Below are 20974 nucleotides of genomic sequence, written 5' to 3'. Positions count from 1 at the left end.
AAAAAATTATTATTTAGAGTATAATTCGACGATTAACTGTTCTTTGATGTCCTCAGGAATCTGAATTCTCTCAGGAGCAGTCGTAAAAGTACCAGTTTTTTTCTCGTCATTGAATTGTAACCACTCATAATTTGCTTTGTAAGCTAGAGCGTCAGCAATTACTTCAAGAGATTTTGATTTCTCTCTTATTGCAATTACATCACCAGCTTTTAGCAAATAAGAAGGAATGTTTACCAGCTCTCCATTCACAGTGATGTGTCTGTGAGAAACTAGTTGTCTAGCTCCAGCTCTGGTTTTAGCAAAACCTAATCTGAAAACTACGTTATCCAATCTTGATTCGCAAAGTTGCAATAGGACTTCACCTGTTACACCTTTACTTCTATGAGCTTTGTCGAAAAGGTTAGCAAATTGTTTCTCAAGGATACCGTACGTGTACTTAGCTTTTTGCTTTTCCATCAACTGTACTGCATACTCAGATTTCTTTGATCCTCTTCTTTTGTTTGCACCGTGTTGTCCAGGTGGTTGATTTTTTCTTTTCTCGAAGTTTTTATCATCTCCGAAAATTGCTTGACCAAATTTTCTAGCAATTTTTGTTTTAGGGCCAATATATCTTGCCATTGTTTTAGATTTGAGGTTAAAAGATTATACTCTTCTTCTTTTAGGTGGACGACATCCGTTGTGTGGCATAGGCGTCACGTCAACGATTTCGCTTACTTCAATCCCTGAGTTGTGAAGAGTTCTGATTGCAGACTCTCTACCAGCACCTGGACCTTTTACAAACACCTTAACTCTTCTAAGACCAGCTTCGAAAGCGACCTGAGAACAGTTTTCTGCAGCCATTTGAGCTGCGAATGGAGTATTCTTTTTAGAACCTCTGAAACCCATTTTACCGGCAGAAGCCCAAGAGATAACTTCTCCTGCTTTATTTGTTAAAGAAATGATGATGTTATTGAAAGAAGCTTGAATATGCGCTTCACCAATAGCCTCAACTTTTACTTTTCTTTTCTTAACTACTTTAGTTTGTTTTGCCATAATTCCTAACGATTATTTACTTGCTTTTTTCTTGTTAGCAACTGTTTTTCTCTTTCCTTTACGGGTTCTCGAGTTGTTTTTCGTTCTCTGGCCTCTTAAAGGTAGTCCTAGTCTGTGACGTATTCCTCGTTGGCATCCAATGTCCATCAATCGCTTGATGTTCAATTGCACTTCAGAACGCAATTCTCCTTCAACTTTGATGTTGTCCAAGATATAAGTTCTGATTGCTGCCAATTCATCGTCATTCCATTCGTTGACTTTCTTGTCTTCGCTGATTCCAGCGCTTTTCAAAATTTCTGAAGCTGTTCTTCTTCCAACACCGTAGATGTAAGTAAGACCGATAACGCCTCTTTTGTTCTTTGGTAAATCAATACCTGAAATTCTCGCCATAATTTAATTTGGTTCTTAACCTTGTCTTTGTTTAAATTTAGGGTTCTTTTTGTTGATTACGAAAAGCACGCCTTTTCTACGTACAATTTTGCAATCAGCACTTCTTTTTTTGATAGATGCTCTAACCTTCATTTTGTTATTTTTAATATCTAAAAGTTATTCTCCCTTTAGTTAAGTCATAAGGAGAGAGTTCGAGTCTTACCTTGTCTCCAGGTAAGAGTTTAATATAATGCATTCTCATTTTACCAGAAATATGGGCAATCAATACGTGCCCATTTTCCAGCTCTACACGGAACTGCGCGTTCGAAAGTGCTTCCGTGATCACGCCGTCTTGTTCTATATGTTTCTGTTTAGCCATTTATTCTATTAAAGGTTTGATGATCTTGATAATTTAGATTGCATCAACCCATCATAATGATGGTTCAGCAGATATGTGTTAATTTGTTGAACGGTATCCAAGATAACGCCAACCATAATTAACAACGATGTTCCCCCAAAAAACAGGGCAAATCTATCTGTCTGAACAAACGCTCCGTGCACTACTGCCGGAAGGACTGCAAAGATAGATAAAAAAATTGCACCTGGCAAGGTTATCTTGGACAAAATATCATCCAGGTAATCTGCCGTTTCTTTTCCGGGTCTTACTTTCGGGATCAACCCACCATTACGCTTTAGATCATCAGCCATCTGATTTACAGGAATGGTAATTGCCGTATAGAAAAATGAGAAAATTATAATTAATAATGCAAACAATACATTGTACTGCCAGCTAAAAACATTTTTGAAACCTGCTAAAAATGTATTCGATTCGTCTACTTTTGTAAGCAATCCAGGAACAAACATCAATGCTTGTGCAAAGATGATCGGCATTACACCTGCTGCATTCACCTTCAATGGAATCCATTGTCTGGCTCCGTCCATCAGGTTTCTGCTTACGCCACCTCTTGCCTGAGCTCTACTTACATACTGAATTGGAATCTTTCTTACTGCAACCGATAAAATAATTGCTAAAAGAACTACCAATAACCAGAAAATAATTTCTACCAAAATCATGATGCTTCCCAATCCACCTTTACCATTCTGTGTCAAAACTTCCTGATAAAAAGCTGTTGGAAGATCCGCAAGGATACCCACCATAATCAAAATAGAAATACCATTACCAATCCCTTTGTCCGTAATCTTCTCTCCTAGCCACATCGCAAATACAGAACCTGCTACCAGGATAATGATACTTGGCAACCAGAACATCACAGAGTTTGGATCTATGTAATATGCTGATGCAAATTGTGAATAAGGTAAGAAAAACTGCGTTACCGAGGTTAAGTAAGAAGGTGCCTGTACAAGACAAACCGCAATCGTTAACCATCGGGTGATCTGGTTCAAAGTGTTTCTTCCACTCTCTCCGTCTTTTTGCAACTTCTGAAGGTAAGGGATTGCCATACCCATCAGCTGTACAATAATAGAAGCAGAGATATAAGGCATAATTCCTAATGCCATAATAGAAGCACGGCTAAATGCTCCTCCTGTGAAAGAAGACAATAAACCTAAAAGGCCGGCACCTTGTTGGTTCCCGCCTTGGTTTTTGTAATGTTGTAGTAAGTTTCCTACTTCTGCAGTGTTGATCGCAGGAAGAGAAACGTACGATGCGAATCTATACACAAGGACCAACAAAAGCGTCAAGACAATTTTATCTCTAAGCTCCTTTAGACTCCAAATGTTTTTAAGTGTTTGTATAAATTCTTTCATTAGTCAATAATTAAAGAGTCGTGATTGCTTTACCTCCAGCTTTGTTGATTGCTTCCTCAGCAGATTTAGTAAATTTATCAGCAGTGATAGAAATACCAGATTTCAAGTCACCTCTTCCTAAGATTTTTACTAATTCGTTTTTAGATGCAAGACCATTTTCTACCAATACGTCTCTAGTGATTTCACCAGTGATGTTTTTAGTATCGATCAAAGTTTGGATTGTATCAAGATTGATTGCTCTGAACTCTTTTCTATTAACGTTTTTGAAACCAAATTTTGGTAATCTTCTTTGCAAAGGCATCTGTCCACCTTCGAAACCGATTTTCTGAGAATAACCAGCTCTGGCTTTTTGACCTTTATGTCCTTTTGTTGAAGTACCACCGTATCCACTTCCCTGGCCTCTACCAATTCTTTTTGTGCTGAATGTAGAACCAGTTGACGGTTTTAAGTTATTTAAATTCATTGTTGTATTGAATATTATGAGATTAAAAGATTTGAGGTCTGAGATCGAAGACCAAGTCTCCAATCTCTTATCTCATTATCTATTATTATTTTTGAACTTCTAATAAGTGACTTACAGAAGCAATCATTCCTAAGATGGAAGGAGTAGCTTCGTGCTCGATTACTTGGTGAAGTTTTCTAAATCCTAAAGCTTCAAGCGTTCTTTTTTGGGTCTTAGATCTATTAATAGCGCTTCTAACTTGTTTTACTTTGATTGTTGCCATTATTATATTTATTAACCGTTAAACACTTTATCTAAAGAAACTCCTCTCATTCTTGCAATTTCTTCTGGTCTTCTGATGTCCAACAATGCGTTGAAAGTAGCTTTCACAACATTATGCGGGTTAGAAGAACCTTTAGATTTTGACAATACATCGTGTACACCTGCAGATTCTAGTACTGCACGTACTGCACCACCAGCGATAAGTCCTGTACCGTGAGACGCAGGTCTCAAGAAGATATCAGCACCACCGTATCTTGCAGAAGTCTGGTGAGGAATTGTATGGTTGATTACAGGAACTTTAACCAAGTTTTTCTTAGCATCTTCTACCGCTTTCGCGATTGCAGAAGCAACTTCTTTAGATTTACCTAGTCCGTAACCGATGATTCCGTCCTCGTTTCCTACAACAACAATTGCAGAAAATCCGAAAGCTCTACCACCTTTGGTCACTTTAGTTACTCTGTTAACATCAACTAGACGATCTTTTAATTCTAATCCTCCAGGTTTAACTCTTTCTATATTACTATCTACCATGTTTTCTGAATTTTTAAAATTAGAATTTAAGACCAGCTTCTCTAGCACCGTCAGCAAGAGCTTTCACTCTACCGTGGTACACGAATCCGTTTCTGTCAAATACAATACTCTCGATACCAGCTGCTTTTGCTTTTTCAGCAATCGCTTTACCTACTGCTGTAGATACTTCTGTTTTTGTACCCTTAGCGTCAACTCCTTTATCTCTAGAGGAAGCAGATACTAATGTTTTACCTTCTTTATCATCTACCAATTGTGCGTAGATTTCTTTATTACTTTTGAATACAGACAATCTTGGTAATGCAGCAGATCCTGAGATCTTACCTCTTACTCTTCTTTTGATTCTGTTTCTTTTCTCAACTTTTGTTAATGCCATTTTCTTAAATTTTATGCAGATTTACCGGCTTTTCTTCTAATGATTTCACCTACGAACCTAACACCTTTTCCTTTGTACGGCTCAGGCTTTCTGAAAGATCTGATCTTTGCAGCCACCATTCCAAGAAGTTGATTATCGTAAGAAGATAATGTAACGATAGGGTTTTTCCCTTTTTCAGTCAATGTTTCTAGTACCACTTCTTTTGGAAGTTCTAGAACGATACCGTGAGAAAATCCAAGAGCCAATTCTAATCTTTGACCGTTGTGAGATGCTCTGTATCCAACTCCTACCAATTCTAATTTCTTAGTAAATCCTGTAGTAGTACCAACAATCATGTTGTTGACAAGCGCGCGGTATAAACCGTGAAGCGCTTTGTGTTCTTTTGAGTCAGAAGGTCGGCTGAACGTAAGTACGCCGTCTTCTTGTGTGAAGGTAATCCCTCCTGTAAGTTCCTGGATCAATTCGCCCTTTGGACCTTTAACTGTGACAATGTTATCTTTTTGAGAGATTGTAACACCAGCAGGAACTTCTATAATTGCTTTACCAATTCTTGACATTTTCCTTGTTTTAAAAAATTAATATACGTAGCAAATTACTTCACCTCCTACTTTCTCTTGTCTCGCTTTTTTATCTGTCATTACTCCTCTGGAAGTAGAGATAATAGCTACACCCAGTCCGTTAAGTACTCTTGGAAGTTCTGTAGAACCTTTGTACTGTCTTAGACCTGGTCTAGAAGCTCTTTGGATAGACTTGATAGCCGGCTTGCTAGTTTGCTTGTCGTACTTAAGAGCGATTTTGATCGTTCCCTGAACCGCGCTTTCCTCGAACTTGTAGTTCAAGATATAACCTTGGTCAAAAAGAATTTTCGTAAGCTCTTTTTTGATTTTTGATGCAGGAATTTCCACCACTTTGTGGCCTGCGCTTTGTGCGTTCCTTACTCTTGTTAGGAAATCTGAAATTGGATCTGTTACCATTTCTTTGTTTTAAATTATTGGTTAATGACAACCAGTATTGAAAAGACTTGAAGATTAAAGACTTATATGGATCCGAATATTTCTTAACCTGATCTCTTTACCTTCAGTATCTAAACAACTTAATTGTCACTTGATTTTCTTAATTTCATTTTATTCTAATAAACAAAGTCAAAAAGAATAATAATCACCCAGAGAAATAATAATTTTTCCGAGCGGGTGCAAAAGTACAAAAAAAATTAATAGTATTTATTTTTTTCTTTGCCCTTAAATCAATTCAATCTATTCTCTATTTATTAAAATACAGCTGACTTATAAAAATATAGAAGTCAGCTGTAAAAATTTTAATTGCTTACCAACTAGCTTTCTTAACGCCTGGGATAAGTCCGTTGTTCGCCATTTCTCTGAAAGTTACTCTGGAAATTCCGAATGTTCTCATATATCCTCTAGGTCTTCCTGTCAATTTACATCTGTTGTGTAATCTTACAGGAGAAGCATTTTTAGGTAACTTCTGTAGTGCATCATAATCTCCAGCTTCTTTCAAAGCTTTTCTTTTTTCAGCATATTTAGCTACAGTAGCTTCTCTTTTGCGCTCACGCGCTTTCATTGATTCTTTAGCCATCTTAGTTCTTTTTGAACGGTAAACCGAAGTGAGTTAATAATGATTTTGCTTCTTTGTCAGTTTTCGCAGTTGTAACGAAAGTGATGTCCATCCCTTGGATTTTTTTCACTTTGTCAATTACGATCTCTGGGAAGATAATTTGCTCAGTAATTCCTAAGTTGTAATTACCTCTTCCGTCGAAACCATCAGCTTTGATACCAGAAAAATCTCTAATTCTTGGTAGTGCAGAAGATGTCAATCTGTCTAAGAATTCATACATTTTATCAGCTCTAAGAGTTACTCTAGCTCCGATTGGCATTCCTTTTCTTAGTTTGAAAGCAGCCTCATCTTTTTTAGATAAAGTACCTACAGCTTTTTGTCCAGTGATTGCAGTCAATTCTTCTACAGCGTAATCCACGATTTTTTTATCTTGAACAGCTGCACCAAGTCCTTGGCTGACAACGATTTTCAATAATTTAGGAACCTGCATTACAGATTTGTACCCAAATTCTTCCATCATTGCAGGAACAATTGTGTCTTTATATTGTTGTTTTGGTCTTACTATATATTCCATCGTAAATTTTAATTATAAAGTTTCGCCGGTAGTTTTAGCTACTCTTACTTTTTTGTCTCCTTCTACTTTGGTTCCAGTCTTAGTAGCTTTCCCGTCTTTGTCAACAAGTGCTACGTTTGAAATGTGTAAAGAAGCTTCTTTTTCAACAATTCCACCTTGAGGGTTGGAAGCAGACGGCTTAACGTGTTTTTTCACGATGTTGATACCTGCAACGATCACTCTTGGATCTTTACCTTCTTTTCTTATTACTTCAAGAACTTCACCTTTGCTACCTTTATTTTTTCCAGTAGTTACCAGTACGTTGTCTCCTCTTTTTATTTTAACTTTTGTCATTTTTTCTAAAATTTTAAAATTAAAGTACTTCAGGAGCTAATGAAATAACCTTCATATATTCTTTGTCTCTCAACTCACGGGCAACCGGTCCGAAAACACGTGTTCCTCTCATCTCTCCTCCAGCGTTTAGCAAAACACAAGCGTTGTCTTCGAATTTGATGTATGAACCATCTTTTCTTCTGACTGCTTTTTTAGTTCTTACTACTACCGCTTTAGATACCTGACCTTTTTTTGCGTTTCCTGATGGTGTAGAATCTTTGATAGTCACTACAATTTTATCACCAACAGAAGCATATCTTCTTCTAGTACCACCTAGAACTCTGATCACTAGTACTTCTTTAGCACCTGTGTTATCAGCAACTTTTAATCTTGATTCGGTTTGTAACATTATTTAGCTTTTTCTATGATTCTTACTAATCTCCATCTTTTGCTTTTACTCAAAGGTCTAGTTTCAGTAATCAAAACTGTATCGCCTTCTGTGCACTCGTTGTTCTCATCGTGTGCAGTATATTTTTTCGTTTTCAAAACGAATTTACCGTACATTGGATGTTTTACTCTCGTAGTTTCACTAACAACAATAGTCTTTTCCATTTTATTGCTGGAAACTATTCCGATTCTTTCTTTTCTTAAATTTCTGTCCATTGTAAAAAGGAATTATTGTTTGTTAGTTAACTCTGTGTTAAGTCTTGCGATTGATCTTCTCAAATCTCTGATTAAGATCGGATTCTCAAGTGGACTGATTTTGTGAGCTATCTTCGTTTTTGCGTAGTTAGCTTTAGCTTCAGCCAATTGGTTTGTCAAATCCTCTTTGCTTAAATTTTTGATGTCAGCGTTTTTCATTTTAATAGAGATTATAGAGGTTTAACAAAATCGTTAGCAACTACGAACTTGGTAACGATTGGTAACTTCTGAGCAGCAAGCCTAAGAGCTTCTTTTGCTACTTCGTAAGGTACACCACCAACTTCGAACATAATTTTACCAGGTTTCACTACGGCTACCCAATATTCTACAGCACCTTTACCTTTACCCATCCTTACTTCGGCTGGTTTTTTAGTAATAGGCTTGTCCGGGAATATTTTGATCCATAACTGACCCTCTCTTTTCATATATCTTGTCGCAGCGATACGCGCAGCTTCAATTTGTCTTGCAGTAATCCAAGCTCCTTCAGTAGCTTTGATTCCGAAAGTTCCGTAAGCGAGTTGATTACCTCTTTGGGCAATCCCCTTCATCTTCATCTTATGAACTCTACGGAATTTGGTTCTTTTTGGTTGTAACATAATTTTAAATTTTAGATTTTAGAATTTAGATTTTAAAAAAGTAACGGTCATTTAAAAACTGGCCTCTAAAATTTTATTAATTATTTCTTCTTGGTTTTCTGTCTCCTCCTCTGTTGTCTCTGTCGCCCCCTCTGTCATTTCTGTCATTACGGTCGTTTCTTCCTCCAGACGGAGCTTTTTTCTGTTGTCCTACAAGTGGAGTAAGGTCTCTTTTACCATACACTTCACCTTTCATAATCCAAACTTTCACTCCTAGTTTACCATACTGAGTCAATGCTTCACCGATGTGATAATCGATATCTGCACGGAAAGTAGATAATGGAATTCTTCCGTCTTTGAAGTTTTCAGAACGTGCCATCTCAGCACCATTCAATCTTCCAGAGATTTGAACTTTGATACCTTCTGCACCCATTCTCATTGTAGAAGCGATTGCCATTTTCACAGCTCTTCTGTAAGAGATACGGTTTTCAATTTGCTTAGCTATACTGTCAGCAACAAGTACTGCATCTAGCTCAGGTCTTTTGATCTCGAAGATATTGATCTGGATATCTTTTCCAGTCAATTTTTTCAACTCTTCTTTTAGTTTGTCAACTTCCTGTCCTCCTTTTCCGATAATTAAACCTGGTCTAGCAGTTGTGATAGTTACAGTTACTAATTTAAGTGTTCTCTCAATATATATTTTTGAAATACCACCTTTAGCTAATCTTGCCTCAAGATATCTTCTGATTTTGTAATCTTCAGCGATTCTATCACCGTAGTTTTTACCTCCATACCAGTTAGAATCCCATCCTCTGATGATACCTAATCTGTTACCGATTGGATTTGTCTTCTGTCCCATACCTTGAATTAATTTTTAGTACCTAAGATTAATGTAATGTGGTTAGATCTCTTTCTGATTCTGTAACCTCTACCTTGTGGTGCTGGTCTTAGTCTCTTCAATTGTCTTGCGCTATCCACAAATATTTCTTTTACAACTAGGTTTGCCTCCTCGATGTCAGCACCTTCGTTTTTTGATTGCCAGTTAGCAATTGCAGAAAGTAATACTTTTTCCAATTTCTCAGAAGCACCTTTCTTAGAATATTTTAGAATAGACAAAGCTTTTTCTACCTCTACTCCTCTAATGATATCAGCAACTAATCTCATTTTTCTTGGAGAAGACGGGCAGTCGTTGTGCAACGCTTTTGCCACATCTTGGTTTGCTATTTTACGTGCTAATGCACTTTCTCTTTTTCTTGATCCCATGATTATCTACCTCCTTTATTTTTGTTACCACCGTGACCTCTGAAAGATCTTGTCGGAGAAAATTCGCCTAGCTTGTGTCCTACCATGTTTTCTGTAACATAAACCGGGATAAAGGATTTCCCGTTGTGTACTGCGATAGTCTGACCTACGAAGTCTGGAGAGATCATAGACGCTCTAGACCAAGTTTTGATTACAGTCTTTTTATTAGACTCTATATTTGCCTGAACCTTTTTATCTAAAGTATGATGAATAAATGGTCCTTTTTTAAGTGATCTTGCCATAATTATTTACGTTTAGATATGATATGACGGTTAGACGCTTTGTTTTTCTTTCTAGTTTTGTAACCTTTAGCCGGCATACCGTTTCTAGATCTTGGGTGACCTCCAGAAGAACGTCCTTCACCACCACCCATTGGGTGATCTACAGGGTTCATTACTACTGGTCTTGTTCTAGGTCTTCTTCCTAACCATCTGCTTCTACCAGCCTTACCTGATACAGTCAACTGATGGTCTGAGTTAGAAACAGATCCAACCATTGCATAGCACTCAGTAAGGATCATTCTAGATTCTCCTGAAGGCAATTTAACGATTGCATATTTACCGTCTCTTGAAGTTAATTGAGCGGATGATCCAGCACTTCTAGCAAGAGTAGCACCTTGTCCTGGCTTCAATTCGATACAAGAAATTACAGTTCCTAGTGGAATGCTTTTCAGTTTCATTGCGTTACCAACATTTGGCTCTACGCTTTCTCCTGAAATGATTTTTTGATCTACTTTGATTCCGTTTGGAGCGATGATATATCTTTTCTCTCCGTCTGCATATTCAACTAAAGCGATGAAAGCAGTTCTATTTGGATCATATTCTACAGTTTTTACCGTTGCTTCAACATCATGTTTGTTTCTTTTGAAGTCGATAATTCTGTATTTCTTTTTGTGTCCACCGCCGGTGTAACGCATGGTCATTTTACCAGTTTGGTTACGTCCACCTGACTTACTAATACCAACCGTTAGAGATTTCTCTGGTTTGTTGGTAGTAATTTCCTCAAAGTTGTTTACAACTCTGAATCTCTGTCCCGGGGTGATAGGTTTTAATTTTCTAACAGACATTACTCTTATTTATAAATTAATTAATTAGTTGCGAAAATATCAATAACTTCTCCAGCTGCCAATGTTACAACAGCTTTCTTTAATTTATTGGTTTTCCCAACTTGAAGTCCTTGTTTAGTGTTTTTAGTAGAAACTTTAGGCGCATAAATCATCGTTCTAACGTCCGCTACTTTTACACCATAATGTGCTTCTATTGCACTTTTGATCTGAATCTTATTTGCTTTTGGAGCAACTAAGAAAGAATAAGCACCTCTCAACTCTGTAAGATAGTTTGCTTTTTCTGAAATGATTGGTTTAATAATAAGTGACATGATTTATTTCTTTAAGTTTTCCTGAAATTTTTCTACTGCATCTTCCAAGAAGATAATCTCACCTGCGTTGATCAAATCATAAGAAGAAATCTCGTTATAATTCAAAACTTTAGTTTTAGGTAAGTTTCTTGAAGATAAATATACATTCTTGTTAGACTCAGGAAGTACGAATAATGATTTTTTACCTGTAAGAGTCAAAGCATCCAACAATGTGATGAATTCTTTTGTCTTAGGCGCATCAAAACTGAAATTTTCCAATACTCTAACGCTGTTGTCTTTCAATTTTTGAGAAAGTACAGATTTCTTAGCTAATCTTTTCAAAGATTTGTTCAATTTGAAACGGTAATCTCTTGGTTTTGGACCAAAAACTCTACCTCCACCTTTGAAAGTTGGCGACTTGATATCACCATATCTAGCAGATCCAGAACCTTTTTGCTTCTTAAGCTTTCTGGTAGAACCTGTGATCTCGCTTCTTTCTTTTGATTTGTGAGTACCCTGACGCTGAGCAGCAAGATATTGTTTAACCTCTAAGTAAACCGCGTGCTGGTTTGGCTCAATTCCGAAAACTGTTTCGTCAAGAGTTACTTTTCTTCCGGTCTCTTTTCCTGATGTATTTAATACTACTAGTTCCATTTTCTGATAATTACATAAGAATTTTTCGCTCCCGGAATAGCACCTTTTACTACTAAAAGATTTTGTTCCTCATCTACTTTTAACACCTGAAGGTTTTGAACAGTTACCTGCTTACCTCCCATTCTGCCTGCCATTCTCATCCCTTTGAATACTCTAGATGGATCTGAACCCGCACCGATAGAACCTGGAGCTCTAAGTCTGTTGTGCTGTCCGTGAGTTGCCTGCATTACACCTCCAAATCCGTGTCTTTTAACAACACCTTGGAAACCTTTACCTTTTGAAGTACCTGTAACATCTACGAATTCTCCTTCGCCGAATAATTTTACAGTTACATCTTCTCCCACTGTTACTTGGTCTACGAATTCTCTGTAGAACTCTACCAACTTAGCTTTAGGAGTTGAACCAGCCTTTTTAAAGTGGCCGGCTAACGCTTTACCAACGTTCTTCTCACTCTTGTCATCGAAACCTAACTGAACAGCTTTATAGCCATCTTTTTCTACGGTTCTGACCTGTAAAACCGAGCATGGACCTGCTTGAATAACGGTACAAGGCAAGTTTTTGCCGTTCTCGTCAAACAGAGATGTCATCCCGATTTTTTTTCCAATAATACCTGACATTATTTATATATATCTATTATATTAAAACTTAACATTTTAGTGGTTTTCGTAATATACTATGTTTGAAATAGGCATACTCCTTCCCTAAAATGAGTGTGCAAATGTAAGAATATTTTTTATATTGACAAATAAATATTCGGAAATTATTTGATAATTTGTGAGTTACGTGATTTTGGCAAAATATTCTCCGGAAAACTGAGTTTTGAATAGCGGATTTATAATTCCTGACTTTTTTCCTGATACTTATTCTTGTGCTTTTTCTCAGCAGCGTCTATCGAATAACACTTATGAATATTCTCTGATTGTTTAGACAATTCTGCAATCTTTACGAAATAATCGTGAAGCTGATCCAATTCCTTTTCCGTAAGGTCTTCGATATCAACCATTCTGTTACTCGCCTGTTTGCTGGCTGCGATGAGTTCGTTAAGCTTTAACTGGATTGCCTTCCCATCTTTGTTCTGCGCTTTTTGAATTAAGAAAACCATTAGAAAAGTAATAATGGTTGTCCCAGTATTGATCACAAGCTGCCACGTTTCGGAGTATTTGAAAACCGGACCTGTTACCGCCCAAAGAATCACAATCACTACCGCACCAATGAATGCGTAAGAACTACCTGTAAAAGTAGTTGCCCAGTTGGAGAATCTTTCAAACAAATTTTTGTTGTGCATCTTTTTGTTTTCAAAGTTAAACAATCAGGAATAATCCAAATTTGGATTTTATTTTCAGAGAATTCCTTTTATTTTTTCTTTTTAATGATTAATATTAATGATCCTTAATAACAGATTTCTATGAAGAGAACTTTTCAACTGCTCATTTTTATTTTATTTATGACCGGCTGTTCCAAAACTGACATCAATAATGACCACGGATTTTACTATTGGCGATCAAAATTAAACTTAACCAAAAACGAACAACAACTCCTTAATAATAGCAAAGCCTCAAATCTCTACACCAGATTTTTTGATGTTGTAAAGCAAGACAATCAATTTTTGGAAGTCGGCGTGATTTCTATTGACAAAGACTTTTCCATTAATAAAAAGATCGTTCCCGTCATCTTTATTACAAATGAAACCTGGTTCGACATCAAAGCAAACGAAATTGAGTTTTTGGCTAATAAGATCAATGATCATATTAATAAAATCAAAGCAAATCACAAACTCAATCTGGCAAACGAGATCCAGATCGACAGCGACTGGACAACTTCTACAAAAGATGATTATTTTAAATTCATGCAAACACTTAAAATGGTTTCTAAGAAAAATGTGACTTGTACTTTAAGGCTTCACCAAGTCAAAGATAAATTGCAAACTGGAATTCCGCCGGTTGAGAAAATGTACCTTATGTGTTACGCTACTTCTTCCCCATTGAAAAACCAACAACAGAATTCTATCCTGGATGTCAAGACTTTGAAATCCTATCTGAAACACATTGACGATTATCCTGTGAAACTGGATGTGGGTTTGCCGATCTACTCTTGGGGAATCGTGACCAATCACGTTGGAAAGAAAAAACTCATCAATGCAGTAACGGCAGAAGAATTGATGCAAAATAAAAACTTCAGGAAGATCAATGAACATAACTTCGAAGTTCTGAAAGACGATTTCTATTTTGGAATGTATCTCAACAAAGGTTTCAAAATCAAAGTCGAGGAAATTCCGGAGAAAGGCATTCTGGAAAGTATTAATTTTATCAATGAAAAATTAGATTACAAACCTCTCCTCATATACTATCATCTCGACGAGAGATTTACCAAAAACTACAATATCCTTTTCCAATGAAAAAACTAATTCTGACCGCCGCTTTATTTTTAGGTTTTCAAGAAAGTTCAAAAGCTTGTTCCTGGTATGACCCGGATTACGAATACTTCAATCTGTTTGCACAAGAGATCATTCACAATAAAACCTATGAACCTTTTCTATTGACTTACAGCAGCCATTTCTATGGTTATGATTACAACGGAAGGCTGGACAAAAATATTCCTGACGAGAACATCGAATCCTGGGTCAAATATTTCGACAACAAACTAACCTACGAAGAAACCAATGCTTTAGTTACAAAGGTGGACATCAAACATTTGAACAGTCTCAAGAAAGGTCAGCTCACACATCCATTATTTCAAAAACTCGGGAAAGGTTTTTATATCAAATATCAGGAAGCAATGGATTACCTGATCCAGGCAAAATATATGGAACCGTATATGCGCATCAATTATGTTGAAAATCCTGACTCTTATTATTATCGTGATGAAAAAACCGATACTAAGAATGCGACTCAACTTAATTATGAAAAAACTAATGCGGCCTTAATCTCACTTTACAAAGCGGCCACTAATCCTGAGATCAAACTACGATATGCGTATCAACTCGTTCGTTTCAATCATTACTCCAGAAAATACCAGTCGGCAATCAATGATTTCCAAACTTACGTGGAATCTTTAAAGCTGAAAAACCATATGTACTACTACGCATTGGACCAAAAAGCAGGCGCAGAACGTGGATTGAAGCAGTTTGACAAAGCCAATTGGGATTTCTTCCAGGTCTTCAAAAACACCAAGAATAAGAAAGAAAGCGCTTACAATTCTATGTTTCTGGCAACGGATAAGGACTTTAATAAAATCCTTGCTCATGCCAAAACGCCTGAAGATAAAAATATGGCGTACTTTCTCTTGGCTTACAACTCCTTCAACAATCCGGTTCCGATTATGAACAAGATGATTGAGAACAACACGGAATCTGACATTCTAAAAGTTCTTACGGTTCGAGCCATCAATCAATTGGAAAGAAATTATCTGGTCGTAAATCCTTATTGCAATGATAAAGACTGTGACCATTTCCGAAATAAGAGATTGCCACTTTATGCGCCGGACAATTATGCAAAGGAAAGCAAAGATTTTGCAAAAGAGCTGGAAGCAACGGTTGTCCTTGCAAAAAATAAAAAAGGGGCGGACGAATTCTGGCAACTCTGCGAAGCCTACATCAAATTTCTGAACACGGATTACAAAGGAAGCCAGAACACTCTATCGCAAATCAAAACCACCGACAAAGAATATCTGGCTGAGATTGAGAAATTCAAAATGCTGAATGAGATCGTTTCCCAACCAACGATTACGCCGGCATTTGAGAACTCACTGATGAAAAAATATGCACAGGTTTTTGAAGAGAAAGGCGATTACAGCAATTGGGCATATCGGCCTGCGACCAAAGATTTTGTAATGGACATCCTTGCCAACCGCTATTTCATAGAGAAGCAGGACGCCAAATCTTTCCTGATGAACAACAACCTTTCCGATCTGCAGTACAATCCGAATTCTGACCTTGTAAGAAAAGTAGAAGAATTCTATAAAAAACCCAACAAGACGGCCTTCGAAAATTATCTGGTAAAGAAAATGGAAGATATTGCCGATCCGGAATCGTTCTTCAATGTGATCTATGGCGACTGGGCGATGCGACTGGCAGATTTCAAAAAGGCAAAAGAATATTATCAGAAAGCCAAAAACTACAAAGGCATTCCGAGACTAATGAGAGAATGGAAAGACGATGGTAAAACTTACACCCAAAAACCAATGGTCTTTGAAAATGGTGTTTACAATGGTTTCAACAATATCTCGTCTCTGGTTTTCGGTCATAGTGTTTGGGAAAGCTTCCAAAGCAAACCCGAAGAATCTATGAAGGCGGAAGGTCTTTCCAATTTTCCATTCATCAAAAACAAAATGAACAAGATCGAATTGGCAGACGCAATGATTCAACTGGAAAAGATTGGAAATGGAAAAGATGACAAAGCAAGACTGGCGAATCAACTTTTAGGAAATCTGCTTTACAACACTTCGGTCCTGGGTTATTTCCGGGAATTGTTTGTGATGGATGTCGATAACTCCAACGGTCCTAAGTTCCAGTTTGGGAATGAACTGCAGTCGCCGTTTTACCTGTATTACAAAAACTTCTCGAGCAGAAGTTATGTGGAACCAGACAACTTTGATCTTGCGATTAATTATTACAAGAAAGCCTTAACCTTATCAAAAGACAAAGAAAACCAAGCCAGAATCCTTTTTCAAATGGCAAGTGCCGAGCAAGGGAAATATTACCAGTGGGAAGCCAACAATCCTTTCAAGGTAAATTATGACGATCCTAAGTATGAAGAGAAATCCAAACAAAACGAGCTCTTTGCCAACAAGACCAAGAATGAAAAATTCCGGACATCGTTTGCGCAGTTGAAAGCCAACTACATCCAAACAGCAACTTATAAAAATCTTCAGAGCAGTTGTCTGTATTTTGGATATTATACGAGTAAATGATTTTGAATTTAATTAATATAAAAGCCGCTTCATATTATGAGGCGGCTTTTGGTTTTTATGAGTATTAAACTGATCCTGAATGAAACAATCACAGACCTGACCGCAACGGAAAGCCGGGTATTACTGATCTTCGCCCGGTCTCCCAACGAAATCATAGAGCGAAGCCGGCTGCAAAAGGAAATCTGGGAAGATGACGGGGTGATTGTGGGGCGCAGCCTGGATATGTTCATCTCAAAACTTAGAAAAAACTGGAAATAGATCCGAATATCAAAATTGTTGTGATAAGAAGCAAAGGATACAGGCTGGAATTTGCGGTTTAGATTCAAATGTTAAAACAATCCAAGCCTTTTAAAGGCGGCCTGTTAATAGAAAATCAAACAATCAAAATTAAAAGCGCCGTAGGTGCGACCTGTAAAACATCATATTAACAGGACATCTACGGTGCTGTTTTCAATATTTCATCATCTTATCTATTAACAGTTAACTTTGATGAGGTCAAAAGACCTTTTAATTACATAAAAAAAGCAGTAACGGATGCTACTGCTTTTTTTTATTAAAAATATTTAAGACAATACTGTGCCTTATTTATTATACTCATAAAAATCTGTACTCGTACTGTTTAGCTGATTGCTCGCATTATACTGATTGGTAATAATCTGGGTAGGATATCCGGCAGCAGAATAGGTAATTGTATTAACATTTTTATATTTTGAAACACTACTTCCTACAGGTGTATTTGTTTGATTTTTGACCAGCAGATTATTTCTGCCGACCGTGTTTTCATCACCGTCAAAACTATATATCATAATTTTATCAAATCCCAGAATGTTTTTATAAGCGTTATTTTTATCGTCATAAGTGTACGTTGCAGAAATCTTACCTTTCAAAGTACCATTTACATAATAATTCATCTCCTCAGAAACAACATTGCCGTTGTCCAGTGTATAAGTTATCACATCTTTGTACACAACTGGAGAACCTTGAGATGTAGAAGTTCGAGTTACAGTCGCATTGACGGTGTTTGTATTGGGGTAAGAATAAGTAGTAGTCTCATTGACGTTGCCTTCTACAAATACAACTTTTATCAGTTTATCATTGCTGTAAGTGAAGTCTGTAGTTGTTTCCTTTGCTCCTGCAGCGTCATAATCAATCATTCTGGTAATAAGATTCCCGGTGTATTCACAAACGACTTTATAATCTACCCAGTTTATTTCTGAGACCTTGTTTCCGTTATATTTAAAAGTTCCGGTATCATCGCTGTTGGAAAGTTTGGTTGGTAAAACAAGTGTTTCTTCTGCGGGAACAGAGGCATCGTCATCATCATTTGAGCCGCAGCCTATTGCAAGGAATGCCAGAGAAAGACCTAAAATCAATTTTTTCATGGTTATTTTTATTTATAAAATTTCGCCAAAAGTATGGAAAAGATGTAACACTTCTGTAAAATTAACATTTAGTTTGAAATTCCCGATTGAAAAAAAACCAGCTGATAGTATGTGTACTAACATCTTTGTCTGAGGTTTCACAGCCAATAAGTATAAGTTCCTTATAACTATCCCTTGGCTCTGATCTCCCCTCGCTGGTACGAGCCTCTAGTTCGTAATCTTTTTTAATAATAGCACAAACTAAAGGTCAACTAAAATGATAAACACAATATTGTCATTCCGTAGGAATCTCGACTAGGACTGTTTAGATTCCTACGGAATGACATATTGGATGTTTTAGACCTGACAAATAATGATTCGGATGTAATCCGCGGCTTGTTTACAACTCCCCCATTCCCCTAATCTCATCCAAACTCTTCCCTTTGTAAAAATCTTTTGGATCTACCAATGGGGCTTGCAGATCCTGCAGTTTGTTGAGCTGATGACCTTCGGCAGGTTGCAGGTCGCGTCTTGCGAAAAGGTCGTTGGGTGTGCAGTCAAGATGTTGACAAAGGGCAGTCAGCTGCCGGAAGTTGATTTGTACTGCCTCGCCATTCAGCATTTTTTGAGCCGACTTTCCACTGATCCCTGCTTTTGTGAGAAAAGCATAAGGGAATGTAATCTGTCTTAGTGTCAGGACAGGAGCCAGATGCAGTACGAGACTGCTTTGGGAAGGTCTTAGGTTCCCGCGTTTTTTTCTAAGCATATCTATTTGTGTTTTTGTTGAAGTAAATATACATCGATTTCGGGATTGTAGCAATACAGATTACCGGAGTATTATTACAGATTACCCGACTAATGTTACAGACTACCAGAGTAGTATTACAGCTTGCCGGAGTAGTGTTACAGATTACCGGAGTAGCATTACAGATTGGCCGCCTATTGTTACAGACTACCGGAGTAGTATTACAGATTAGCCGAGTTGTATTATAGATGGTTTTTGTTGCTGTGAGGATTACTGCAAAGGTCGAAGAATGGTGTGAAATGTTGATAGGTATGAGTTTCTGACCTATGTATATTTTAAGAATGTTGTACTAATCCGATAATCAGACTCTCCGCTAGTGCGAGGCTCTGGCTCGTATCCATAATAGGCACGAGCGGGACGCTCGCGCCAGCGAAGGGGGAGAGGGATTTTGTAAATCTGTTTCTATTACCTTAATTTCTCGCAATCAGTTCATAGCAATTTCTATTTCGGATATTCTTTGAAATTTGCAATTATATTCTCAATGTTTTGAAACCAGTTAAATAATTTTAAATCCTCAAGTACTTCTAATTCCTTTTCCTTCGGAAATCGTTCAATATTTTCAATCATTCCAAATTTAAAGCCTGTTAATTTATTTGAAGTAGAAATTAGAACAATTCTCTTTGATTTATATCCTTCCCAAACACAAAATCCTTCAGCAGCTAACTGCATTGAAATCATTACATGATCGTGTTCCATTTTACTTCCATGAAGTACCATAGCAAAAACAATATCATTAACAGTACCATATCTTCTAGCAACAAAATACCCACTTTCTTCTTTGTAGCGGTTCCAAAATTCAAAAAAAGTTTGACTAAAAATCCTTCGTTCAAAACGACTTAAAGAAAGTAACTCTGTTGCAATTTTAATATTACTTGAATCGCTTTTATAAAGAACTTCTCGTTTTACAAATTCATCAACAAAATAACTCACTCTATCTTCTTTCTTTTTATTCTCGACTTCTTTGCGTGATAAATAACTTTCCCACTTCCCATCCATTTGAATAAATGAACCATTTACATCCTTCGAATAAAAATTCTGATTAAACGTTCTTTCGTTGAAAAAGTAATCTGCTAATAGATCAAGTTCGCCACCAGAAAATAGGACAAACTTTCTTTTTTCATTAACAATTGAACTACTAAATTTTGAAAATGCATTATTAGTCTCTACATACCAGTCTTCCTCTTTGCCTAACATCATAACAAATTCTCCACCTTTAAAAGTAGTTTCTCTTTTCTTTAAAATAGGATATAAAGTCAGGAATTGTATCAAGTTCTTTTACCAAGCCAAGAAACGATTGCCAATTGAAAATATGGCAAAATTCTTTGTTTTTTGTTTCGATACCACCAGGATGAAATAAAGGAACAGTGTTGATATTTATAATTAAGCGATGAACACTATCAAACAAATCGTGTTGAAAATCATATACCCCAGTTTCTGGATGACTAAATTTTACAATAGAATGTTTATTGAGAAGCTTACGTTCTGCGCCATGAATCTGTGAAACTGCTTTTTCAAGTGTTGATCTAAAATATCTTTCATAATTCCCTTTGAAAGAATAGTTTTTAATTGAAATTATTAAAAGATGATTTTGAAAACAAATAAGCAGATCACAAATTTCTTTTTTGTCGCCTAATTCATCTTTTGGATTCGGAAAACACCAATATTTTAAATATGTATTATATGCTAATTCATGGACAGCCTCTTCTCCTTCAATTCCAATTTTGTTACTATCCATTGTACTAATATTTGCTTAAATAAACATACGCTAATTTATAGCGAACATTTCTACTAAAATAATATTTTATCTCAATTAGCTTTGTAATACTATAAACTAAAATAACCATTATTTATATTTAATCTTTCCTTAATTCGGATTATTGCTTTAATATCCGGATTAAAATCTATTTATTTTTAACAATTATACAACTAATACAATATTAAATTTTAAATATTATATTAAATATAACTTAATAATTGAATTTTTATCAATAAATATTAAATAAATTCATTAATCATATTTGTGTTTTTGATATATTTGGTTGATTAACCAATAAATA

At 36.4% G+C, this 20974-nt stretch carries 34 protein-coding genes; 3 read left to right on the top strand and 31 right to left on the bottom strand.

The features are described 5' to 3' along the window. Positions 1-9 precede the first annotated feature (9 nt). The 27 genes from rpsD to OPU68_RS14200 all read right to left on the bottom strand — a co-directional run bounded on the left by rpsD (position 10) and on the right by OPU68_RS14200 (position 13128). A complete protein-coding gene (gene rpsD, locus OPU68_RS14330; RefSeq protein ID WP_034962833.1) occupies positions 10-618 on the bottom strand; it encodes a 30S ribosomal protein S4 in 609 nt (202 codons plus the stop codon). A gap of 24 nt (positions 619-642) precedes the next feature. Further along, positions 643-1032: a 30S ribosomal protein S11 gene (gene rpsK / locus OPU68_RS14325; RefSeq protein ID WP_027383298.1), complete on the bottom strand. Its 390-nt coding sequence runs from the start codon at positions 1030-1032 to the stop codon at positions 643-645. 12 nt (positions 1033-1044) lie between these two features. Further along, entirely contained in the window at positions 1045-1422 is a 378-nt protein-coding gene (gene rpsM, locus OPU68_RS14320) for a 30S ribosomal protein S13 (RefSeq protein WP_034962838.1), read from the bottom strand. Between the two features lie 15 nt (positions 1423-1437). Further along, a complete protein-coding gene (gene rpmJ, locus OPU68_RS14315; RefSeq protein WP_007839480.1) occupies positions 1438-1554 on the bottom strand; it encodes a 50S ribosomal protein L36 in 117 nt (38 codons plus the stop codon). 10 nt (positions 1555-1564) lie between these two features. Continuing rightward, entirely contained in the window at positions 1565-1780 is a 216-nt protein-coding gene (infA, locus tag OPU68_RS14310; protein WP_027383300.1) for a translation initiation factor IF-1, read from the bottom strand. 8 nt (positions 1781-1788) lie between these two features. Further along, positions 1789-3168, bottom strand: coding sequence for a preprotein translocase subunit SecY (secY, locus tag OPU68_RS14305; protein WP_498474647.1), 1380 nt, complete (start codon positions 3166-3168; stop codon positions 1789-1791). Between the two features lie 10 nt (positions 3169-3178). Further along, positions 3179-3631, bottom strand: a complete 453-nt coding sequence (rplO, locus tag OPU68_RS14300) for a 50S ribosomal protein L15 (protein WP_028122183.1) — start codon at positions 3629-3631, stop codon at positions 3179-3181. A gap of 85 nt (positions 3632-3716) precedes the next feature. Next, a complete protein-coding gene (rpmD, locus tag OPU68_RS14295; RefSeq protein WP_498474646.1) occupies positions 3717-3893 on the bottom strand; it encodes a 50S ribosomal protein L30 in 177 nt (58 codons plus the stop codon). An 11-nt stretch (positions 3894-3904) separates the two neighbouring features. Next, positions 3905-4423, bottom strand: coding sequence for a 30S ribosomal protein S5 (gene rpsE, locus OPU68_RS14290; RefSeq protein WP_028122181.1), 519 nt, complete (start codon positions 4421-4423; stop codon positions 3905-3907). A 19-nt stretch (positions 4424-4442) separates the two neighbouring features. Beyond that, positions 4443-4796: a 50S ribosomal protein L18 gene (gene rplR, locus OPU68_RS14285; RefSeq protein ID WP_498474645.1), complete on the bottom strand. Its 354-nt coding sequence runs from the start codon at positions 4794-4796 to the stop codon at positions 4443-4445. Between the two features lie 11 nt (positions 4797-4807). Further along, positions 4808-5353 (bottom strand): 50S ribosomal protein L6, encoded by a 546-nt coding sequence (gene rplF / locus OPU68_RS14280; RefSeq protein WP_498474644.1) that lies wholly within the window; start codon positions 5351-5353, stop codon positions 4808-4810. Positions 5354-5371: 18 nt separating this feature from the next. After that, positions 5372-5770: a 30S ribosomal protein S8 gene (gene rpsH, locus OPU68_RS14275; protein ID WP_028122178.1), complete on the bottom strand. Its 399-nt coding sequence runs from the start codon at positions 5768-5770 to the stop codon at positions 5372-5374. A gap of 349 nt (positions 5771-6119) precedes the next feature. Then, complete coding sequence (gene rpsN / locus OPU68_RS14270) at positions 6120-6389, bottom strand: 30S ribosomal protein S14 (RefSeq protein ID WP_034962852.1); 270 nt, start codon at positions 6387-6389, stop codon at positions 6120-6122. A 1-nt stretch (position 6390) separates the two neighbouring features. Continuing rightward, positions 6391-6942, bottom strand: a complete 552-nt coding sequence (gene rplE, locus OPU68_RS14265) for a 50S ribosomal protein L5 (RefSeq protein WP_034962854.1) — start codon at positions 6940-6942, stop codon at positions 6391-6393. A 12-nt stretch (positions 6943-6954) separates the two neighbouring features. Next, positions 6955-7275: a 50S ribosomal protein L24 gene (gene rplX / locus OPU68_RS14260; protein WP_034962856.1), complete on the bottom strand. Its 321-nt coding sequence runs from the start codon at positions 7273-7275 to the stop codon at positions 6955-6957. 19 nt (positions 7276-7294) lie between these two features. Then, positions 7295-7663 carry a 50S ribosomal protein L14 gene (rplN, locus tag OPU68_RS14255; protein WP_028122174.1) on the bottom strand — a complete coding sequence of 123 codons (369 nt, stop codon included), beginning with the start codon at positions 7661-7663 and terminating at the stop codon, positions 7295-7297. After that, positions 7663-7917 (bottom strand): 30S ribosomal protein S17, encoded by a 255-nt coding sequence (gene rpsQ, locus OPU68_RS14250; protein ID WP_015806738.1) that lies wholly within the window; start codon positions 7915-7917, stop codon positions 7663-7665. Before rpsQ ends, rplN begins: the two co-directional genes overlap by 1 nt. A 12-nt stretch (positions 7918-7929) precedes the next feature. Further along, entirely contained in the window at positions 7930-8115 is a 186-nt protein-coding gene (gene rpmC / locus OPU68_RS14245) for a 50S ribosomal protein L29 (protein ID WP_498474643.1), read from the bottom strand. Positions 8116-8126: 11 nt separating this feature from the next. Beyond that, positions 8127-8552 (bottom strand): 50S ribosomal protein L16, encoded by a 426-nt coding sequence (rplP, locus tag OPU68_RS14240; protein ID WP_028122172.1) that lies wholly within the window; start codon positions 8550-8552, stop codon positions 8127-8129. A 76-nt stretch (positions 8553-8628) separates the two neighbouring features. Further along, positions 8629-9390 carry a 30S ribosomal protein S3 gene (rpsC, locus tag OPU68_RS14235; protein ID WP_498474642.1) on the bottom strand — a complete coding sequence of 254 codons (762 nt, stop codon included), beginning with the start codon at positions 9388-9390 and terminating at the stop codon, positions 8629-8631. Between the two features lie 8 nt (positions 9391-9398). After that, positions 9399-9794, bottom strand: a complete 396-nt coding sequence (gene rplV, locus OPU68_RS14230; RefSeq protein ID WP_034962861.1) for a 50S ribosomal protein L22 — start codon at positions 9792-9794, stop codon at positions 9399-9401. A gap of 2 nt (positions 9795-9796) precedes the next feature. After that, positions 9797-10075 carry a 30S ribosomal protein S19 gene (gene rpsS, locus OPU68_RS14225; RefSeq protein WP_028122169.1) on the bottom strand — a complete coding sequence of 93 codons (279 nt, stop codon included), beginning with the start codon at positions 10073-10075 and terminating at the stop codon, positions 9797-9799. Positions 10076-10077: 2 nt separating this feature from the next. Further along, positions 10078-10899: a 50S ribosomal protein L2 gene (gene rplB / locus OPU68_RS14220; RefSeq protein ID WP_498474641.1), complete on the bottom strand. Its 822-nt coding sequence runs from the start codon at positions 10897-10899 to the stop codon at positions 10078-10080. Positions 10900-10919: 20 nt separating this feature from the next. After that, entirely contained in the window at positions 10920-11210 is a 291-nt protein-coding gene (rplW, locus tag OPU68_RS14215; protein WP_063968761.1) for a 50S ribosomal protein L23, read from the bottom strand. 3 nt (positions 11211-11213) lie between these two features. Next, positions 11214-11843 (bottom strand): 50S ribosomal protein L4, encoded by a 630-nt coding sequence (gene rplD, locus OPU68_RS14210; RefSeq protein WP_232704437.1) that lies wholly within the window; start codon positions 11841-11843, stop codon positions 11214-11216. Beyond that, positions 11834-12460: a 50S ribosomal protein L3 gene (gene rplC / locus OPU68_RS14205; RefSeq protein WP_232704438.1), complete on the bottom strand. Its 627-nt coding sequence runs from the start codon at positions 12458-12460 to the stop codon at positions 11834-11836. Before rplC ends, rplD begins: the two co-directional genes overlap by 10 nt. 215 nt (positions 12461-12675) lie before the next feature. Further along, complete coding sequence (locus OPU68_RS14200; protein ID WP_498474640.1) at positions 12676-13128, bottom strand: low affinity iron permease family protein; 453 nt, start codon at positions 13126-13128, stop codon at positions 12676-12678. 120 nt (positions 13129-13248) lie between these two features. On the opposite strand from OPU68_RS14200, the gene OPU68_RS14195 reads away from it, so the two are divergent. The 3 genes from OPU68_RS14195 to OPU68_RS14185 are packed head-to-tail and all read left to right on the top strand — an operon-like array spanning position 13249 to position 17009. Further along, positions 13249-14238: a hypothetical protein gene (locus OPU68_RS14195; protein ID WP_498474639.1), complete on the top strand. Its 990-nt coding sequence runs from the start codon at positions 13249-13251 to the stop codon at positions 14236-14238. Continuing rightward, the gene (locus OPU68_RS14190; RefSeq protein WP_498474638.1) at positions 14235-16751 is read left to right on the top strand and encodes a hypothetical protein; all 2517 of its coding nucleotides are present in this window, start codon (positions 14235-14237) and stop codon (positions 16749-16751) included. The genes OPU68_RS14195 and OPU68_RS14190 overlap by 4 nt, the downstream gene beginning before the upstream one ends. A gap of 36 nt (positions 16752-16787) precedes the next feature. Beyond that, positions 16788-17009, top strand: a complete 222-nt coding sequence (locus OPU68_RS14185; RefSeq protein WP_498474637.1) for a helix-turn-helix domain-containing protein — start codon at positions 16788-16790, stop codon at positions 17007-17009. A 323-nt stretch (positions 17010-17332) separates the two neighbouring features. Here the strand turns inward: OPU68_RS14185 and OPU68_RS14180 are convergent, their stop codons facing one another. The 4 genes from OPU68_RS14180 to OPU68_RS14165 all read right to left on the bottom strand — a co-directional run bounded on the left by OPU68_RS14180 (position 17333) and on the right by OPU68_RS14165 (position 20652). Then, on the bottom strand, positions 17333-18133 hold the full coding sequence (locus tag OPU68_RS14180) for a hypothetical protein (protein WP_498474636.1): 801 nt from the start codon (positions 18131-18133) through the stop codon (positions 17333-17335). 379 nt (positions 18134-18512) lie between these two features. After that, complete coding sequence (locus OPU68_RS14175) at positions 18513-18932, bottom strand: helix-turn-helix domain-containing protein (RefSeq protein ID WP_498474635.1); 420 nt, start codon at positions 18930-18932, stop codon at positions 18513-18515. A gap of 426 nt (positions 18933-19358) precedes the next feature. Beyond that, positions 19359-20114, bottom strand: a complete 756-nt coding sequence (locus tag OPU68_RS14170; RefSeq protein WP_498474634.1) for a hypothetical protein — start codon at positions 20112-20114, stop codon at positions 19359-19361. A gap of 16 nt (positions 20115-20130) precedes the next feature. Continuing rightward, positions 20131-20652 (bottom strand): hypothetical protein, encoded by a 522-nt coding sequence (locus OPU68_RS14165; RefSeq protein ID WP_498474633.1) that lies wholly within the window; start codon positions 20650-20652, stop codon positions 20131-20133. Positions 20653-20974 lie beyond the last annotated feature (322 nt).

It is taken from the genome of Chryseobacterium sp. TB1-D10 (assembly GCF_059803555.1).
This window is presented reverse-complemented; position numbering and strand designations above follow the sequence as displayed.

Bases quoted from the DNA above. Each gene is read 5' to 3' on its own strand.
- rpsD (WP_034962833.1), bottom strand. From the start codon at position 618: ATGGCAAGATATATTGGCCCTAAAACAAAAATTGCTAGAAAATTTGGT.
- rpsK (WP_027383298.1), bottom strand. From the start codon at position 1,032: ATGGCAAAACAAACTAAAGTAGTTAAGAAAAGAAAAGTAAAAGTTGAG.
- rpsM (WP_034962838.1), bottom strand. From the start codon at position 1,422: ATGGCGAGAATTTCAGGTATTGATTTACCAAAGAACAAAAGAGGCGTT.
- rpmJ (WP_007839480.1), bottom strand. From the start codon at position 1,554: ATGAAGGTTAGAGCATCTATCAAAAAAAGAAGTGCTGATTGCAAAATT.
- infA (WP_027383300.1), bottom strand. From the start codon at position 1,780: ATGGCTAAACAGAAACATATAGAACAAGACGGCGTGATCACGGAAGCA.
- secY (WP_498474647.1), bottom strand. From the start codon at position 3,168: ATGAAAGAATTTATACAAACACTTAAAAACATTTGGAGTCTAAAGGAG.
- rplO (WP_028122183.1), bottom strand. From the start codon at position 3,631: ATGAATTTAAATAACTTAAAACCGTCAACTGGTTCTACATTCAGCACA.
- rpmD (WP_498474646.1), bottom strand. From the start codon at position 3,893: ATGGCAACAATCAAAGTAAAACAAGTTAGAAGCGCTATTAATAGATCT.
- rpsE (WP_028122181.1), bottom strand. From the start codon at position 4,423: ATGGTAGATAGTAATATAGAAAGAGTTAAACCTGGAGGATTAGAATTA.
- rplR (WP_498474645.1), bottom strand. From the start codon at position 4,796: ATGGCATTAACAAAAGTTGAGAAAAGAAACAGAATCAAAAGAAGAGTA.
- rplF (WP_498474644.1), bottom strand. From the start codon at position 5,353: ATGTCAAGAATTGGTAAAGCAATTATAGAAGTTCCTGCTGGTGTTACA.
- rpsH (WP_028122178.1), bottom strand. From the start codon at position 5,770: ATGGTAACAGATCCAATTTCAGATTTCCTAACAAGAGTAAGGAACGCA.
- rpsN (WP_034962852.1), bottom strand. From the start codon at position 6,389: ATGGCTAAAGAATCAATGAAAGCGCGTGAGCGCAAAAGAGAAGCTACT.
- rplE (WP_034962854.1), bottom strand. From the start codon at position 6,942: ATGGAATATATAGTAAGACCAAAACAACAATATAAAGACACAATTGTT.
- rplX (WP_034962856.1), bottom strand. From the start codon at position 7,275: ATGACAAAAGTTAAAATAAAAAGAGGAGACAACGTACTGGTAACTACT.
- rplN (WP_028122174.1), bottom strand. From the start codon at position 7,663: ATGTTACAAACCGAATCAAGATTAAAAGTTGCTGATAACACAGGTGCT.
- rpsQ (WP_015806738.1), bottom strand. From the start codon at position 7,917: ATGGACAGAAATTTAAGAAAAGAAAGAATCGGAATAGTTTCCAGCAAT.
- rpmC (WP_498474643.1), bottom strand. From the start codon at position 8,115: ATGAAAAACGCTGACATCAAAAATTTAAGCAAAGAGGATTTGACAAAC.
- rplP (WP_028122172.1), bottom strand. From the start codon at position 8,552: ATGTTACAACCAAAAAGAACCAAATTCCGTAGAGTTCATAAGATGAAG.
- rpsC (WP_498474642.1), bottom strand. From the start codon at position 9,390: ATGGGACAGAAGACAAATCCAATCGGTAACAGATTAGGTATCATCAGA.
- rplV (WP_034962861.1), bottom strand. From the start codon at position 9,794: ATGGGATCAAGAAAAAGAGAAAGTGCATTAGCACGTAAAATAGCAAAC.
- rpsS (WP_028122169.1), bottom strand. From the start codon at position 10,075: ATGGCAAGATCACTTAAAAAAGGACCATTTATTCATCATACTTTAGAT.
- rplB (WP_498474641.1), bottom strand. From the start codon at position 10,899: ATGTCTGTTAGAAAATTAAAACCTATCACCCCGGGACAGAGATTCAGA.
- rplW (WP_063968761.1), bottom strand. From the start codon at position 11,210: ATGTCACTTATTATTAAACCAATCATTTCAGAAAAAGCAAACTATCTT.
- rplD (WP_232704437.1), bottom strand. From the start codon at position 11,843: ATGGAACTAGTAGTATTAAATACATCAGGAAAAGAGACCGGAAGAAAA.
- rplC (WP_232704438.1), bottom strand. From the start codon at position 12,460: ATGTCAGGTATTATTGGAAAAAAAATCGGGATGACATCTCTGTTTGAC.
- OPU68_RS14200 (WP_498474640.1), bottom strand. From the start codon at position 13,128: ATGCACAACAAAAATTTGTTTGAAAGATTCTCCAACTGGGCAACTACT.
- OPU68_RS14195 (WP_498474639.1), top strand. From the start codon at position 13,249: ATGAAGAGAACTTTTCAACTGCTCATTTTTATTTTATTTATGACCGGC.
- OPU68_RS14190 (WP_498474638.1), top strand. From the start codon at position 14,235: ATGAAAAAACTAATTCTGACCGCCGCTTTATTTTTAGGTTTTCAAGAA.
- OPU68_RS14185 (WP_498474637.1), top strand. From the start codon at position 16,788: ATGAGGCGGCTTTTGGTTTTTATGAGTATTAAACTGATCCTGAATGAA.
- OPU68_RS14180 (WP_498474636.1), bottom strand. From the start codon at position 18,133: ATGAAAAAATTGATTTTAGGTCTTTCTCTGGCATTCCTTGCAATAGGC.
- OPU68_RS14170 (WP_498474634.1), bottom strand. From the start codon at position 20,114: ATGATGTTAGGCAAAGAGGAAGACTGGTATGTAGAGACTAATAATGCA.
- OPU68_RS14165 (WP_498474633.1), bottom strand. From the start codon at position 20,652: ATGGATAGTAACAAAATTGGAATTGAAGGAGAAGAGGCTGTCCATGAA.